Origin of the sequence: Bombilactobacillus mellifer, assembly GCF_000970795.1 — a bacterium.
Lineage (GTDB): Bacteria > Bacillota > Bacilli > Lactobacillales > Lactobacillaceae > Bombilactobacillus > Bombilactobacillus mellifer.
Map to the genome: position 1 here is coordinate 290,559 of NZ_KQ034029.1, position 17,283 is coordinate 307,841.

A 17,283-nucleotide genomic window follows, 5' to 3' on the forward strand; every position below is an offset into this window, starting at 1 on the left:
TTATTCAACTTCCTTTAATAAATTAATTATTTCTGTCGGTGATTGTGCGTTCGACAATTTTTCAACGTTTTTAATATTACTACAAAACAATGCAATCGCTGATAATAACTGCAAATGTTCGCCATTTAAACCGGCAATGCCAAAAACAATCGTGACTAATTTTTCCACAGAAGAATCAGTACTAAAATCAATTCCTTGCGGATATTGCACAATCGAAATTCCCGTCTTTTGAATATATTGTTTACCTGCTTCGGTTCCATGCGGAATTGCAATAAAGTTACCCATATAGACAGAAACATCTTGATTGCGCGCCAACATCGAATCAATGTAGGGTTTTTGAACATAACCATTATCGACCAATAATTGTCCCGACAAGGTGATGGCTTCTTCTGGACTTTGTGCGGTTTGATTCAATCGAATTAGTGCTTGATCTAATCCCTTCATTTAAACTCACTTCCAATATTTTTCTTTAATCATCGTCCAAGTTAATTGAGCAATTAGTTGTTTCACCTGGGCCAATTGCCCCTGATCATAGACTAATAAATTATGTTGATCTTCGATAATCGAGCTGGAGATATTACCTAAAAGTTGCAAAATAAATTCACTGGTATTAACCGGTGCCAGCAGTAACAGACAACGCCGCATGAGCAATGGTTGATAATCCATACCCGTAATTTCCAAGGGATGCGTTAATTCATAAATCGCAAATAACGGTTGTATGATCGCGGCATTGGTTGTATGAAGCAACCCCAAATGGGATTGAGGAATCCCTACTGGGGCAGTTTGCTGCCTTTGGTACAAGGCTTGGGCAACCTGCGCGGCATCTTGGATAAAGCGTGGTCGTAGTCTTTGGGTTAATAAATTTAAAGTATCAGCTAAGTCAAAATGGCGATTATCGATCGTTTGAAGCTCGACGTTATTTAATAAATTCTGTGCCGTATCCACATCAATTAACAGTTGATTTAAAGCTAGTTGTGCATCTAAAACCATTTCGTTGCTGACTTTAGGGCTGACATTAACCTGTAATGTACCAAAGCGCTCTTGCAGATAATCTTTAATTTCCTGCACTTCATTCGTCAGCAATAAAGGTGACACTACTTTGTAAGGATATTGAAAACCAGGCAAGAAAATCGTGGATAAAATTAAATCATAATCTTTTAAATTTAATTTTTTTAGATCAGCTATCCGCGAAACTTGATATTGACTGATTTCCGGAATTGTCATTTTTAAACGTTTTTCTAGAATTTTGACCGTTCCAATGCCATTGGCACAAACAATCAAGACACTGATGGGGGAATGCTGACGTTGTTGTTCAAACGCTGAAGCAAAATGCAATAGGACATAAGCTACTTCACTGGCTGATAATTGTTCGTTAAAAATTTCTTGCAAGCCTGCGGCTACATTTCGATATAACTGCGGATACTTCTCTATCACATTATGCAACACGGGATTGTTAATTTCCGGTAATTTAGAGACTTGCCGCTGTAGAGCCGAACCTAAGTGCAACATTAAATCATCAAATAAAGAATCATCTTTTTGAAAATCATAGTGGAAAGCTTGCGAAACATATTGAATTAAACTGCGAACTTGATAAGACAGTTGAATGTCATAATCATCTAAAAACAAATTATTGGTTATCGAAAAATTCATCCCGGCAATTTGTCCCGCCATAAACTCTACTTCTAAAAGTGTTACTTGTTGCTGAATCGCTTGACTAAATTGATTAAACAGCTGAATCGCTACATATTGGTATTTAAAAAGCATATCTTGATCCAGCGGCGGCAACTGTCGAATCGGATGTTGTTGTTCTATTCTTTGAGCCGATATAGTTAACATTAATAAGAGTTGTTTTAACTGCTTATCCGACAAATGGGCAAATTCCGTTTTGGCTTGCAACTTAAGCGCTTGGCTGGCTTGGTGCAATAACTGTGGTTTTAACAGATTAATAAAATACTGGGAAACGGTCGTACTCTTTTGTAAATCCGTCGGAGGCGCATCTAAAATCGCAAACAACTCGTATTCATTAATTTCACTGGCTAAAATTCCTCCGAGCACTCGCCGTAAGTGACTTTCGGCTCCCACTACGCGGAGTCCTTTGGCCTTCATCCGTTGTAATTGGATTTGATAATCCTGGAAAATCTGTTCAATGGTTTGTAAATCTTGCATGATCGTGGTTTTACTAACTTGAAATTCATCCGCTAACGCCTGCATTGTCAAAAAATCGGCAGCTAACAGCAACTTGCAAGCTACAGCGCTGCGTCGGGTGCGGGAAGTTTGAATAATACTTTGGTTATGAGCATTTTTCAAACCACGTTGTAACTGTTGCAACTGACTAGTCGCCCCTTGCAATTGATAGCGACCATTGGTTTTCGATAATTGAATATCAAAGTACTGCAAACTAGTTTCTAATTGAGCTAATTCCCGATAGACAGTCCGTTTGCTCACCTGTAAATTGGCCATGAGATCTTCCACACGCAGACCGGAAGGATTTTTTAACAGACTACGAGTAATTTCAATTTCCCGACTCGATAAATCCATACCTCTACCCTTTTTTATTCACTATGACTTGAACTGAGCCGCTAATTCTGGATATTCCGGAGCTTGAACAAGATCAGCGACAATTAACAATTGCGCCTTGGTTAAGTTGGCCGATAACTGCTGCGCCGTTTCGCGATTGGCAATAACTAAAATTGAATCCACATCTTGGATTTCGTTCACAGCTACTTTGCCCACAGCAATCTTAGTAACTCCTGCCTTGTGTAATTCATTTTTAAATATCGATTGTGCCATTGTGGCTGAACCTAAATTATGCTCCTGATATACAAATTCAACAGTGTTAACTTTGGATAATTCTAATCCCGCGATCCCCATGGAACCTGCGGTGGCTGCTGTCGCTGCAGGGGAATTAGTAGGCTCGGGGGTAGCAGTAGCTGCTTGCTTCTTTTGTAAAATCTGCACAATTTGATCATATTTAGGTGAGTTTAAAAAATTATCCACCGCAACGTGCATGGCTCTAGGTGTTTTTTCCAACGCCCGTGTTGCTAATTCATTTTGTGTAACAACTAATAAACCTGTTTCATCTTGCAAATTACTAATCGACGTATTAGTGACGGGAATTTGTAAACCGGCTTTGTCCACTTTGTCTCGTAAAATGGAGGCTCCCATCGCCGAGGAACCCATCCCGGCATCACAAGCAAAAATAATATGCTGGATTGCGGTTGATTTGGCTAAGGCTTCAGTAGTTATGGTCGTATCAGCAGCAGTTTTAGTAGCATTTTTCATCGCCGAAACTTGCGCTTGACTTGTTGCTAAATCCGTTGCGGGACTTTTATCACTTTTTAAAATCACCATGGAAATTACAAAAGAAATAACTGTCGCCACTACTACGCCACTTAATACCGCAATGTAGTTACCCAATCCTTTGGGAGTCATTAATAAAATAGAAATAATCGACCCCGGTGAAGGAGAGGCCTTTAAGCCCGCACCTAACAAATTAAAAGTAAAGGTTCCGGAAACCCCACCGGCTATCACTGACAAGAATAAGGCTGGTTTCATCAGTACATACGGAAAATAAATTTCATGAATTCCGCCAAAGAAATGAATAATGGCCGCTCCGGAAGCACTACTTTGAGCACTCCCTCTGCCAAAGAACATAAAGGCTAATAAAACACCCAGACCAGGACCAGGATTAGGCTCTAGTAAAAACAAAATTGATTTGCCCGCTTGGGCCGAAGCTTGAATTCCTAAAGGCGTTAAAATTCCTTGATTAATGGCGTTATTTAAAAATAAAATCTTAGCCGGTTCAATAAAAATGTTTACCAAAGGAATTAATTGATGTTTGATCAACCAATCGACGCCAACAGCTAAAATGGCTGATAAGCCGGAAACCACCGGGCCAATCCCAAAAAAGCCGATAATGGCCAAAATCATACCCAAAATACCTGCGGAAAAATTATTGACCAACATTTCAAATCCCTTTTTCGTGCGCGGTTGAGCCCAGCTGTCAAACTTTTTAATTACCCAACCACCTAAAGGACCCATGGCCATCGCACCAATAAACATTGGAATATTGGAACCGACGATCACACCCATCGTTGCAATGGCTCCCACTACTCCACCACGATGCTGGTCCACCATGGATCCTCCAGTAAAACCAATTAAAAGTGGCAATAAATAAGTGACCATCGGCGTGATCATTTTGGCTAACTGTTCGTTAGGAAACCAGCCGCTTTTCATAAAAATAGCGGCAATTAATCCCCAGGCAATAAATGCTCCAATGTTGGGCATGACCATACCTGAGAGTTTACTACCCAAAAACTGCACTTTAGTTTTTAACGAGGATTTAGCAGATTTGGTTGTTGTAACCTCTTGCATATTTAGTACTCCTTCCCTGCTGAAGCTATCATCCAACCACCCTTCAGCTGTTTGTAAAACGTTAACAATTAATAATGATAAGCACCGCCCTATTACCTAGCAAGCCTAGTTTTGGCACAAATGGCTGTGCCGTTTTCTACCTAAGTAGAATTCTTTTCAACTTCATGGATGTAATTGCGGATTAAATACCCGTAATAAAAGACGCATTGGTATTGACCTAACTGTCACTACCTAATGCGCCGTTGTTCGTAGACTGATTTGGCTAATAGAGCGCTGCGTCTTCTAACTTAAAAGATCTCACCTTTAAATCCAATTGGCCAAAAATGGAAAACTGTAGTCTAGCCCAAGGTTAAATCTAATTCTGAAACCGATCGTAAATATCCCATAATATATCAATATTGTGCTTAGCGCTTACTTTCTTGTAGTCACTCAACAGCCAAGTTCTCGAGTCTGTTGGGCGTTAACTCTCGTAGAAATACTATAAAAATATTCTACAGCTAGTTAAAAATATGGGAGTCCCTTGCCGGTTAATACTCCACAAACCGGTGCCACTTACTTTTCTAATGGTTATCAATTTCACAATTATTGATTGGATTAGCGTAATGTTTTAATTGGCATATCCTTGGCAATTCACTGGCGTCCTTTATTCAACAAAAGAATTGGTGCCATTTCAAAAATTATTAAATTAAATATTCAAATTGTTACCTTTTGCTTTGTAATGAATTTTTTATTCGAAAAACATTTTCTTGAGACTGTTAAAAGACTGATACTTGGCAAAATTATTCGCAAATTATTCTTTAAAAAGAGTAATACAAATAATTAATGGTTTTTATTTGACCCTCGATCACAATATTCAGCTCATTAAAATTCTGGATGCTCCTGGTTAAAAATAATCAGTTGTTAACAATTATTTTAGTTATCTACATCCTGCTTTAACGATGGCTTCCTCATTAAGAAGCCAAGATAAGCTTTTCTTGCAAATCTTTCATTTGCGCCACTGCGACTGTCGAAATCTGGGAATCCGTAATAATCGCATCAAAATTCTTAATATCTGAGGTTTTGTAAGGTGCCGTAAGACTAAACTTACTATGATCTGCTACTAAAATCTTTTTTTTACAGTGCAACATCATTTTTTTAGAAACCTCTACTTCGGAAAAATAATGATTCGTCACACCTAAGTCCGGATCAATCCCGCCACAGCCAAAGAAACCCACGTCACAATAAATTTTTTCCACGTTACTAATAGCTAATGGCCCTGTTACCGAACCCTCACTGTGCCTTAAACTACCACCCAAAAAAATCACTTCGATATTTTCACAATATTCCAAGTACTTCAAGACATTGATTGAAGAAGTCACGACGGTCACATTTTGTATATTACTATACTTCAATTGATAGGCGATTTTCGAAGTAGTTGTTCCGTAGTCTAAAAAAATGGTCTCGCCGTTATATAGAAACTTTACCGCAGCATTGGCAATTTGCATTTTTTCATCAATTTGTAATTTAGTCCGTTGATTGTACTTCGTTTCCGTTTTGCTAATTGGCGGAATCTTGGCTCCCCCGCGAATGACTTCCAGGAGTCCTTTGCTTTTGAGAGCATAAATATCTTTCCGAATTGTCTCCCGCGAAACCCCCAATTCTTTACTCAAATTTGAAATATATATTGTTCCATTTTGAGTTAATTTGTTAAAGATAAATTTTTGCCTTTGGTGTATATCCATTATAAACTCTCCATAAATTTAATATAGGCTTCATTATATAATAAATGAACCTCGTTCTGTTATGAAACCAACAGTCTTCATAAACTAATTTATACAATAATTCCTTGTAAGATCAACATTTTCAATTGTTCTAACTAAGAAATGTACTTTAAAAATCCGAAAAATCAGGATTATTATTTAATCTAATTTTATCTATTTATTGATAATAAAAACCAAAGATAAATAAGCTGAACTTGGCAATTAACAGCGTCATTGGAAAGTAAAACTTAAAAAAACTAAAATCGACCCTCCTAATAGCTTTGATACTTTTCAGAAAATAAAATAATCTTTAAAATCGTAAAAGTTATTGCAAATAAATTGCAAAGGAATATAATTGGTTTTGTTGGAAGCGCTTTTAACAAGAAGAAAAGAGGCTAGATTATGACAAAAAAAAGCAGCCTTAGCTGCTATATCAGTAAAGATTTACTGTTTCTCAATACAAACTTTTCATCGACAAATGAATTATTCCAAGCAGTTTCAAAGCGTGGGTTGAAGTATGGCTTAGTTAATGACAAGTTTTTGCCAAGCATTGTCCAACGCGAGGCCAAATTCCCGACAGGCTTAGAGCTAGGAAATGTCAATGTGGCAATTCCGCATACAGACGTCGATACAATCGAACACCCTTTTATTGCCTTAAATACAAACTCCCAAGGAATTAGTTTTTGCAGAATGGATGACTCTACTGTGCACATTCAGGCCCGGGTAATTTTTATTTTAGGAATGAAAGAGCCTCATGCCCAATTAGAACTCTTACAGAGCTTAATGAATGCAATCCAAAATCCCAATACTTTAAACAACTTAGTAAATGCCCAAAATTTTGACGACGTTTTGAAGGTGCTTCAAGACTATTAGAAAGTGTGATGAATATGAAAAAAAAGCTGAATGTTTTAGTGGCCTGTGGCGCCGGAATTGCCACCTCGACAGTAGTAATGAAAAAAGTTGAAGATCTTTTTAAAGAGCATGGAATTGATGCTAACTTAATGCAAATTAAAATTGCCGAAGCCAGCAGCAAGCAAGATAGTGCCGATATGTTAATTTCTACCACTGTGCTGCCGACTACTTACAAAATTCCAGCGATTAAAGCTATGGGTTTCTTAACAAATATTGGGGTCGACAAGTTAAACCAGGAAATTGTCGAGACCGCTCAAAAAATCCAGGCTGAAGCTGCGCAATAATGCAATCGTTATCATCAAGAAAGGAGAATAATAAATGGGTGGTTTATCAGAAGCTGTTCACGGCATTCTCAATGTAGGACCAAGTGTCATGCTCCCCGTCATCATTTTTATCGTGGGATTGTTTTTCCGAGTTAGACCGGGCAAATCTTTAACAGCGGGGATTACTGTCGGCATTGGCATGATTGGTATTAATTTGGTGATTAACTTGCTGACTACCAGCGTCGGTCCTGCGGCCCAAGCAATGGTAAAACGTTTTGGCCTTAATTTAACCGTCATTGATGCTGGTTGGCCGGCGGTATCTGCCGGCAGTTGGGCGCAACCCGTCTCCGCGATTATGATTCCTATTATTTTAATCATTAATATCGGCATGATCGTAGCTAATCTCACTAAAACCTTAGATATCGATATTTGGAATTACTGGCACATCATTGCTGCCGCCTCGACAGCCTTCATTATTACGAAAAGTTGGTGGTTTAGTATTGTGTGCGGCATTATTTATGAAGTTGCCGTCTTATTAATTGCCGATTTCACCGCACCGAAAATCGAAGAATATTATGGCCTGGAAGGAATCAGTTTTCCAACAGGTTCCGCAGATGCTTATGGCTTAATCGGCATTCCGATCAGTATGTTAGTCAGCAAAATTCCGGGAATTAAAAATTTAGATGCTGATCCGGAGACCATCCAAAAACGTTTTGGTGTGTTTGGGGAACCGATGGTCATGGGGATCATTATTGGAATTGCTCTAGCAGCCCTCGGTGGTTATAATTTCCCGAATATCTTGAAATTAGGAATGTCGATGGGCGGTGTAATGTTTTTAATGCCTCGTATGGTGAAGATTTTAATGGAGGGGCTTATTCCTATCCAAGAAGGAGCCCAAAAAGTTTTACAAGAAAAATACGGCAACCGTAAGCTCTACTTAGGGATGGATGCAGCTTTGTCTACCGGTGCTCCGGCCACTTTGGCTACTGGTTTATTAATGGTGCCAATCACCTTATTTCTAGCGGTCATTCTGCCGGGAAACCGGGTCTTGCCTTTCGGCGACTTGGCAAGTATTCCCTTTTTCGTAGCCTTAGTGGTTCCAAGTCGTAAAGGTAACATCGTCCATTCAGTTATTTCTTGCACTATTATGATGGTTTTCGCTTTATACATGGCCACCGATTTTGCCCCAGTATTGACTCAAATGATGAATGGGATTGTGAAGTTCCCTCATGGTGCTGCCCAAGTTACTAACTTAGATACTGGTGGGAATGTGTTGAACTGGTTAATTTTGAAATTTGCTCAAGTACTCAAACCGTTATTCTAAAATTCTCAAAAAAGAAATTGATTTATAAAAATAGGAGCGATACTGCGTGATGGATTTAAAAAATAAATTAATGGATGCTGTCGTCAAAACAGCCGATGGCTATGATCATATGGAATTAAAACAAATACCTGTCCCTCAGCCACAAAAAGATCAGGTTTTAATTAAAACAGCTTATACTGGCATCTGTGGAACGGATATTCACACTTTTAAGGGTGAATATGCCAATAGCGTGACACCGTTAGTTTTAGGTCATGAATTTGCCGGCAAAGTGGTGGCCGTAGGAACAGATGTCAAACAGATTCACGTTGGTGATCGCGTTACTAGTGAGACTACCTTGGCTACCTGTGGACATTGTGAATATTGTCAACGGCACGAATACAACCTCTGCCCGAATCGAACTGGGATTGGAACTAAAGCTAATGGTAGTATGGCTAATTATGTAATTTCTAGAGAAGAGAGTGTACACCTTTTACCAGATAATGTCAGTTATAAACTAGCTGCCATGTCGGAACCACTAGCTTGTTGTGTGCACGCGATGTATCAAATGACTCAAGTTAAGTTGCAAGACAAGATCTTGATCATTGGCCCGGGACCGATGGGGCTGCTCTCTTTACAAATTGCTAAAGAAATTGGTGCTTGGACCATTGTTTCGGGAATTAATAAAGATAACGACCGCTTAAAAATCGCCCAAAAACTGGGGGCCGACGCAATTGTAAATACCCAAGAAGAAGATTTGCAAAAAGTCGTCGATCAAGCTACTAATGGTCACGGTCTGGATAAAGTCTACGATTGTTCCGGATCCATTCAAGCGGTGAATGCTGCTTTGCCACTGTTAACTAAAGGTGGCACGATGCAACAAGTAGGTATTTTTGCCAAACCGGTTAATCCCCTAGATGAAAATATTATCATCCAACATGAACTCACCTATCATGGCTCACGTTCGCAAAATCCATTAGATTGGCCCGTAGCTGTACATCTGGAAGCCAAAGGGGCGATCAATGCTGAGCAAATGATCACAAAGGTCTTTCCTTTAGATCATTGGCGGGATGCTTTTCAGGCCATGATGGACGGCAAAGAATTAAAAGTTCTCATCGCCTCTAATCCCGACGATGAAGATTTACAAAATTAATAAATTATAGCCTCCGTTGCTTCTTCTAGCAAAGCTGCTGTCAAATCTGCCAGCCCTAATTTACCGAATGGAAATTAGGGTTTTTTTGCTGTGCTATTAAATAAGCATTAGCGGCTAACACTGGAGCCAACAATTCAGAAATTAATCCAAACCAGAGCGCGCGCGTAATGTCAAGAAGCTACAATGGTCTGAAATCCTCCTAAATGAATAAAAAGCAGCTGCTACTCCGGTCTTCGACTGAAGTGCCATCACTGGCCACATTAGGAAAAATCAGGCCCGTAATCTGGGAACCTTTTGCGTTGTTGAAAGAAGTGGGCCTTATAAGCCCGGTTATTTTGAAAATTTTATAAACATAATTGCGTAATCGTTTGGTTAAATTGCTGTGGTTGCTCCCATTGGGGAAAATGACCCGACTTTTCAAACCAAATCAGTGGAACCGACTGATCCAGCGTATGTACATAGTCTTGTACGAGCGTGGCCGCAACATGATGATCATGCCGCCCTTCCACAAAACAAACCGGAACTGAGTAGTGTTGGACGGTTTCAAAATTGATCTGCATTAATTCCGGCCATAAAAATTTAATTGATTGCTGCGAACCCCGTAGTCGATTAATCAAAGCTGTCAGGGGATAAGCTTTAGCCGTCAGAAAGGGCTTAATTAACATCGCATAATTGGTTTTTCCATATAAAGAGCCCTGCTGCTGCACAATTTTTTTGGTTAAATACAAACTATCTGAAATCAAGTTATGTTTTAAATCCAACTTTTTTAGTTTCACACCTTGTTGTTTTAAAAACTGTACTTGTAATTGCAGATTGTGCCGCATATTAATCACTTGACCGACACCAATATACTGTGCTATTAGCTGAGGGTAGCGCTGAATAAAGAGCATGCCCAACACAGAGCCCCAAGAATGCCCAATCAGAATTAATCGTTCCTGATTGAAGCGCTTTAATAAATACTCTACAAAACTATGGATATCCTCGATAAAAGTTGCAATTCGCGGCGGTCGGTGTGCGGAAAATTTATAATAGGATAGACCAGCGCCTCTTTGTTCCAGATTAATAAAATTAAAGTGTTCTTCTAAACTCGCATTAAATTTTTGGGTTAAGGGAATACAGCTATCACCTGGTCCGCCATGTAAATATAAAATCAAAGGCTTATGTAAACTATCAGGATTGATCGAAAAATAAAGTTGAATGTGATTTAAATACACACTCTCAATTATCGAGGTCATCTGCTTTCTTTACTCCTTCCAATTAGTTTTTAAGAATTATATTATAGCTTCCACAACAAACTGGCAACGTTAAACCAGCCCCGGAAAAGTAAAATTTTTCCGGTCGACACTTAGGCTCATTCAACTTGTATGTCATCAGTTGGTGCCAGTAACTAGTAGACGTAAATCAGAAGGCACTATCTAATTATTTTAATTTTTACCGCGCCAGCCAAACAAAGGCATGCAATTTTACAAAGCTTAAAATTTGAAGTATAATCCCAACGGTTTGTTTGCAGTAAGGAAACCGGCGATTAAGTCTGAATTACTACCAGTCAAAGGCTTGCCCTAACTGCGAACTAATAAACGTTGCTTTATCAGGATTAGTTTTTTCAAATCAGCTCACTTATAAAGGAGTGCTCACTAATGGACCATATTATTCTTTTGATCGGCAGATAGCCAGTACTACCCTCTAGATGGAGGGCTGCGATCATCATGACATAACAGGAAGGACAGAGAAAATGGAGTTAACTCACATTCGAAATTTTTCTATTATTGCTCATATTGATCATGGCAAATCCACTCTGGCTGATCAAATTATGGCGGTCACACAAACCGTTAGTGCCCGCCAACTTTCGGATCAATTACTAGATGATTTAACAGTCGAAAAAAACCACGGCGTTACAGTCAAAGCACGGACTGCCCGTAATTTATATCAAGCCGACGATGGTCATGTTTATGAGCTTAATTTAATTGATACCCCCGGACATGTAGATTTTAACTATGAAGTTGAAAAAAGTTTGGCGGCCAGTGATGGAGCGATTCTTCTCGTGGATGCCACTCAAGGAGTCCAAGCTCAAACTGTAGCTAATTTAAGACTAGCTGAGCAAGCCGGTTTAGTCATTCTTCCGGTCATTAATAAGATTGACAGCGTTAATGCCCAAATTGCTGCCACCGAAAAACAAATTCGACAACTGAATCCCGAGCTAGCCCAAGCCCCAATTTTACAAATTTCTGCTAAAACCGGCCAAGGTGTTCCCGAAGTTTTGGAAGCCATTGTGCATTATTTGCCGGCTCCGCAAGGCCAAGTCCAAGCTCCACTCAAGGCACTCATTTTCGATTCGGTCTATGATCCATTTAAGGGAGTTATTGTCAATTTACGGCTTTTCGATGGTCAATTACAACAAAATGATCAATTACAACTCATGGCTTCACAAAAGACTTTTCATGTGCATGAACTAGGCATCCTCACACCGGATAGGACACCGACCACTACACTCAAGGCCGGTGATGTAGGATATCTCATAACCGGAATTAAAGATCCCCAACAAGTCCGCGTTGGCGACACTATTACTTCTGTCAACCATCCGACCGCCCAACCTTTTCCGGGATACCAACCACCCAAACCTACAGTATTTACTGGGTTATACCCGGTCAAAGATTATAAAACGCTCAAAGAAGCCCTACAAAAATTAACTTTAAACGATCCCTCTTTTCAAATATCTCCCGAAACTTCGGATGCTTTAGGACCTGGTTTTCGTGGGGGATTCCTGGGTATTTTTCATTTACAAATTATCAAGGAACGTCTTTTAAATGAATTTGGTGTCGAAGTACTGACGACAGTGCCTAACGTCACTTATCATGTGCATTTGGCTGAAGCAGCGGATCCGAAACAATTCCTCACCGTGAACAATCCAGTCCGTTTTCCTGATTTTTCGCAAATCAATTATGTAACTGAGCCCATTTTAAGGGCCACGATCGTGACACCGGAAAATACAGTGAACAATGTGATGAAATGGACTGAACACTACAAGGGCGTTTTAATGGATATTCAAAATCAGGGTCAATTAATTAAACTCATTTATAAAATTCCATTATCGGAATTAGACTATAACTTTTTTAGTCGTTTGAAATCTACTTCACACGGCTACGCTAGTCTTTCCACTAAATTTTTAGACTATGAACCGGCCGATGTAGTTCGTTTAGATGTTCGGGTCAACTATAGTCGCGTAGATGCTTTGACTTTTATTATTCATCGGCCAGATGCTCCACAATTAACGCAAAAACTAGTTACCAAATTAAAATATACGATTCCGCGCCGCTTATACCCTATGCCAGTGCAAGCAGTAGTGGAAGGCAAAGTCCTAGCCCGGGTGGATGTCCCGCCACTGCGAAAGAATGCCGCCGCCAATAATGAAAAACGGAGTATTTCGAAGAAACAAGCCCTCTTACGTCGACAAAATCTGAATAAACGTCAAGCTGCTCATAATGACATTGAACTACCGCAAGAAGTATTTAATGCGATTTTAGATTTAGAAGTTTAACCCCGTACGTTTGGGATTACTACAACCAGCTTTGGCACTTTGGAACACAGGCGGGGTTGAATATTTATCCACGTTTGAGCCCACAAAAAAACTATATCTTGAATTTGAGATATAGTTTTTTATTACATATCTGATGACTTATTATTTGAAAATTACTACTAGTCTAGACTGTGCAGATGATCTGATACATCTATAGGTGTAAAGGTTATGGCTTCGCCTTGAGCTTTTAAAGTTTGGGCTGTGAAAGCCAGGCCCCGACAACTCTGAACACACAAGCGCCGTTGCGTCAAATCATATCCTGCCCAATAACGAGTACAATCACTGAGGGGATTATCCGCAGCTTCTTTTTCCAAGCCCCGGGGCACCATGACAGAGCGAAAGACACCATACAATTGATTTAAACCTTGATCAGCTGAAAAAGGATCCAAATGATTGGCTAACATGGTGGCGCGTACAAAGCGCGAAGGCGCCGTATAATCTCCCGGCAAGCCAAACATACCGTATCCCGTCCCGGCTTCAATCGGTTGAAGTGTTAAATTAGCACTCACTGATTTAGGCTTTTTAGGATCTAAATTGTCTAAACTGATATAGTTACGAATATTCGTTAAATGCCAATCATATTCGGGACTATTCGTCATGACCCCAATGCTGTCGTACAGTTTAAATGCTCCATTATCCGTGGGTTCTAATACTACGCCGGCTTTGGTTTCATCGAAAAAGGTATAATGTAAGGGCAATTCCATACTTTGATCACCGCTCACAGAAGGCTGATCCAACAAAGCATATTCACCGATATGTTCTTTAATATCTGCTACACTTTTAAAATTAGTTAAAACAAAAGTCACAAATTCTTCGCCCAAAAGCCCCTTTAAATTCCGCTCTTTTAAGGAGTCAGCAGTTGCATGTGTGGCTTCCATTAGGACTTGAACATCACCTGCCAAGCCATGTTCATTGACCCCATCATATAAATAAAATGAGTCTCGACCACCGACACCGATGGCCGCATACTTAGCGGTCCAGGGCTCTAATTGACTATCAATACGAACCCCTTGGGGAATATTGACAATACTAGTGGCATCTGTTCCCGGATCTTCGCCAAACATGCCCAAATTGAGATCCATCGTGCGACCATAAAAAACCCGACCCTCGGTTGAAGTCAGTGTAATACTCGTACACATGTACATCACTCCCTTTTAAGATTAGTACCCTCATTATACCAGCTTCTAATTGATTATCTTCCTTATTATGAGAATTAAATAATTTTTTTAATAGTAAACTCACTTGAACTCATAATTAGAGATTGCAGCTTCTGGCTCCTATCAGTAATTCACAGCTTTGGTTGTAGATCACTTTGACAACTGCTGGAGTTGGTACAAATCCAAATTCTTACAAAAAATGGCGGAGTATCCGGAATTTGCGGGCAGTCAGGCAAGTGACAATTTATTAGTCCATGGTCGTATCTTTGATGCAGCTCTGTGGAAAATTCTCCGACAAAAAGTTTTAGAACGGACAGATCAAATCGATATTTTATATTCCACTCCTGCCCAACATCTGCTGCAACAAGCTGATCGGACAATTGTCGGCGTCCAAATTAAACGTGAAGATCGTATGTTGAACGTTTATGCTAAAAACGGTGTTATTTTGACTTTGGGCGGCTTTGAAATAATAATACAATGATTCAGGATTATCTGGGTGAACGGGATCTGCTTCCTTATGGTACTTTATACAATAACGGTGATGGTATCAAAATGGCCATTGAAGTCGGCGCTGACCTCTGGCATATGCAAAATTATGAACCCGGTGGAGTGGCCAACTTTGCCGAACCGCACGGCAGACGTGCACGTAATATTTTAGGCTGGGATAATCTTCGCTCAGGTTCGATTATTTCGGTGGGCGACGACTGTACCCGTTTTATTCCAGAAGATGATATTAATCGGCATGGTCATCGCTATAATTATGGACTCTGGTGCATTCCTTTAGCCCAACGGCATCCTTATTTAATTTTTGATAACAAACAATATGAAAAGTTAAAAGCGCAACCAGCTGATGATTATCACAATCACATTTTAAGTAAGATCATCCAAGCCGCTACCTTGGACCAATTGGCGGAAAAATTCATGTTCAACCGAAAACCTTGCAGCGTACAATTCAAGATTTTAATTTCTTTGTCCAACAGGGTAAAAATTATCAATATCAGCGTGATCCACAAACCATGACCGCTTTTTCGGATGAGGGACCTTATTATGCTATTGCGCAGCAGCATACTATGCTCAATACTCAAGGCGGGCCGCGGCGCAATGCTCATGCGGAAATCTTAGATACCAATCAACAAGTAATTCCGCATTTATACGGTGCGGGAGAATTAGGCCATGTCAATGCTAATCAATACAATGGTGGTGGAGATCTCGCTGATTGTTTGATTTTTGGTAAAATTGCGGGAGAAAACGCTGCCCGTCCAAAAACTGATCAGGTCAACCTGGATGCTCACACTTCAGCCAGTGTTCATTCAACATCTACACCATTCCCGACTTCCGATGCTAACAAAACGGTAAACTATTCCACTGCTGCAAACCAATATTTAGGCGAATCGCTTGATGGCATTGGTGATCAAATCGTAGTTCGGGTGACAGTCGATGAACACAAAAAAATCCAGAACATTGAAGTGCTGCAATAAAGCGAATCGGAAGATTACGGTCAAAAAGCTTTGTCAGAACTACCTGCACGAATGATTGCGGCTAATACCTATCAAGTGGATAATATTTCCGGAGCTTCTAGTTCCAGCCGCGCTCTCAAAGAAGCCGTGAAGAATGCTTTAGATAAAATACCTTAAATCGTTGCTACTCTACTTTGTTGGTAAACCACGGCCTTTAGTTGTGGTTTTTTAAATCTGCTTTGAACGTGTTGCATGCAAACTGGAAAGCTATTGGCTCAAAACGGAGCAAGGTTATACAAAATTTTCTGAATCAGTGAGGCTTTTTTCGTTCAGAGCTCATTATAGTTTCTTGACATTAGATCTAAAAACTCCTCTGCAGCTGCAGAGGAGTTCGTGTAAAAATTTTGCTTGTCCGCCAATTGTCTACAATAAGGTTTAATGAATTGTAAAACCACCGTCAACTACTAAATCTTCTCCGGTAATCATATTAGATTCTGGAGTGGATAAGAAGAGGACCGCTGCCGCAATTTCATCTGGTTCGGCAAAACGTTTGGCGGGAATTTGTTGAATCATATCATCTTTCACTTTACCCTGCCAAGCTTTTTCACCTAATGGCGTATTAACGACTGTCGGGGCAATCCCATTAATATTAATGCCGTAATCGGCCCATTCATAAGCACAAACTTTAATCATTCCTAATAAACTGGCTTTACTCATGGTGTATGCTACATGCTGATTAATCGCAATAAAGTCAGCTTGTGAAGTAATGCAGACAATTTTTCCACCATTACCTTGTTTAATCATTTGATTGGCTACGGCCTGGCAAGCCCGAAAAACACCAATCGCATTAATATTTATATGCTTTTCAATAATGTCGATTGGCATGTCTGTTGCCCGATGTAATTCGACAAAACCTGGCATGGCCGCCAAAATATTAACTTGACCAAAAGCGTCCACTGTCTGGCTAACCATTTGATCAACACTTGCTTGATTAGTATCGTCTACGTTTAAACCGAGTGTCGGCGTATTATATTCTTTGGAAATTTGAGCCGCTAGTTCTTTAACGTTGTCTTTGGTATCTGCAATCGTAACTTTCGCACCTTTTTTGGCGTACATTCGCACTACTGCTTCACCAATACCACCGGCACCGCCTAAGACAATCGCTACTTTGCCTTTTACATCAAAATCACCATTTACTTTTTCATACTTGAACATATAACTGCCTCCTCTGTTTCAATGCACTTTCACACTACATTTATACTGCGCAGACATAAATTCTTAAAGCTGGTAATTATTATTTAATAATAATTCATTAACCTAATTCACTATATCATTGATTAAACGTTTTGTAAAC

At 39.8% G+C, this 17,283-nt stretch carries 15 protein-coding genes and 1 pseudogene; 9 read left to right on the forward strand and 7 right to left on the reverse strand.

Annotation, left to right across the window (positions count from 1 at the left end):
• The 4 genes from JG30_RS07585 to JG30_RS07600 all read right to left on the reverse strand — a co-directional run bounded on the left by JG30_RS07585 (position 1) and on the right by JG30_RS07600 (position 6,095).
• Complete coding sequence (locus JG30_RS07585; RefSeq protein ID WP_046317795.1) at positions 1-444, reverse strand: PTS mannitol transporter subunit IIA; 444 nt, start codon at positions 442-444, stop codon at positions 1-3.
• Positions 445-450: 6 nt separating this feature from the next.
• On the reverse strand, positions 451-2,538 hold the full coding sequence (locus JG30_RS07590) for a helix-turn-helix domain-containing protein (RefSeq protein ID WP_046317798.1): 2,088 nt from the start codon (positions 2,536-2,538) through the stop codon (positions 451-453).
• A gap of 21 nt (positions 2,539-2,559) precedes the next feature.
• A complete protein-coding gene (locus tag JG30_RS07595) occupies positions 2,560-4,374 on the reverse strand; it encodes a PTS mannitol transporter subunit IIBC (RefSeq protein WP_046317800.1) in 1,815 nt (604 codons plus the stop codon).
• Positions 4,375-5,324: 950 nt separating this feature from the next.
• Entirely contained in the window at positions 5,325-6,095 is a 771-nt protein-coding gene (locus JG30_RS07600; protein WP_046317802.1) for a DeoR/GlpR family DNA-binding transcription regulator, read from the reverse strand.
• A 420-nt stretch (positions 6,096-6,515) separates the two neighbouring features.
• Here JG30_RS07600 and JG30_RS07605 point away from each other — a divergent pair, with 420 nt between their 5' ends.
• Genes JG30_RS07605 through JG30_RS07620 form a run of 4 tightly spaced genes read left to right on the forward strand, consistent with a single transcriptional unit; the run spans position 6,516 to position 9,741 of the window.
• The gene (locus tag JG30_RS07605; RefSeq protein WP_046317803.1) at positions 6,516-6,986 is read left to right on the forward strand and encodes a PTS sugar transporter subunit IIA; all 471 of its coding nucleotides are present in this window, start codon (positions 6,516-6,518) and stop codon (positions 6,984-6,986) included.
• A gap of 14 nt (positions 6,987-7,000) precedes the next feature.
• On the forward strand, positions 7,001-7,309 hold the full coding sequence (locus JG30_RS07610; RefSeq protein ID WP_046317805.1) for a PTS sugar transporter subunit IIB: 309 nt from the start codon (positions 7,001-7,003) through the stop codon (positions 7,307-7,309).
• Positions 7,310-7,343: 34 nt separating this feature from the next.
• Positions 7,344-8,612: a PTS galactitol transporter subunit IIC gene (locus JG30_RS07615; RefSeq protein WP_046317806.1), complete on the forward strand. Its 1,269-nt coding sequence runs from the start codon at positions 7,344-7,346 to the stop codon at positions 8,610-8,612.
• Between the two features lie 49 nt (positions 8,613-8,661).
• Complete coding sequence (locus JG30_RS07620) at positions 8,662-9,741, forward strand: zinc-binding dehydrogenase (protein WP_046318002.1); 1,080 nt, start codon at positions 8,662-8,664, stop codon at positions 9,739-9,741.
• A gap of 344 nt (positions 9,742-10,085) precedes the next feature.
• Here the strand turns inward: JG30_RS07620 and JG30_RS07625 are convergent, their stop codons facing one another.
• Entirely contained in the window at positions 10,086-10,976 is an 891-nt protein-coding gene (locus tag JG30_RS07625; RefSeq protein WP_046317809.1) for an alpha/beta fold hydrolase, read from the reverse strand.
• Positions 10,977-11,473: 497 nt separating this feature from the next.
• On the opposite strand from JG30_RS07625, the gene lepA reads away from it, so the two are divergent.
• Positions 11,474-13,276: a translation elongation factor 4 gene (lepA, locus tag JG30_RS07630; RefSeq protein WP_046317811.1), complete on the forward strand. Its 1,803-nt coding sequence runs from the start codon at positions 11,474-11,476 to the stop codon at positions 13,274-13,276.
• Between the two features lie 158 nt (positions 13,277-13,434).
• On the opposite strand, the gene JG30_RS07635 is transcribed toward lepA, so the two are convergent.
• Positions 13,435-14,454, reverse strand: coding sequence for a linear amide C-N hydrolase (locus JG30_RS07635; protein WP_046317813.1), 1,020 nt, complete (start codon positions 14,452-14,454; stop codon positions 13,435-13,437).
• A gap of 157 nt (positions 14,455-14,611) precedes the next feature.
• Between JG30_RS07635 and JG30_RS08690 the strand changes: the two genes are divergently transcribed.
• The 4 genes and pseudogenes from JG30_RS08690 to JG30_RS08910 form a co-directional block, all read left to right on the forward strand.
• Positions 14,612-14,953 (forward strand): FAD-binding protein, encoded by a 342-nt coding sequence (locus tag JG30_RS08690; protein WP_218837831.1) that lies wholly within the window; start codon positions 14,612-14,614, stop codon positions 14,951-14,953.
• Positions 14,950-15,492 (forward strand): hypothetical protein, encoded by a 543-nt coding sequence (locus tag JG30_RS08695; protein WP_052725267.1) that lies wholly within the window; start codon positions 14,950-14,952, stop codon positions 15,490-15,492. The genes JG30_RS08690 and JG30_RS08695 overlap by 4 nt, the downstream gene beginning before the upstream one ends.
• Positions 15,411-15,950, forward strand: coding sequence for an FAD-binding protein (locus JG30_RS08700; RefSeq protein ID WP_179854054.1), 540 nt, complete (start codon positions 15,411-15,413; stop codon positions 15,948-15,950). The genes JG30_RS08695 and JG30_RS08700 overlap by 82 nt, the downstream gene beginning before the upstream one ends.
• 15 nt (positions 15,951-15,965) lie before the next feature.
• A pseudogene (locus tag JG30_RS08910) lies at positions 15,966-16,106 on the forward strand (FMN-binding protein); the annotation flags it as partial.
• Positions 16,107-16,364: 258 nt separating this feature from the next.
• On the opposite strand, the gene JG30_RS07645 reads toward JG30_RS08910, so the two are convergent.
• Positions 16,365-17,144, reverse strand: coding sequence for an SDR family oxidoreductase (locus JG30_RS07645; protein ID WP_046317815.1), 780 nt, complete (start codon positions 17,142-17,144; stop codon positions 16,365-16,367).
• Positions 17,145-17,283 lie beyond the last annotated feature (139 nt).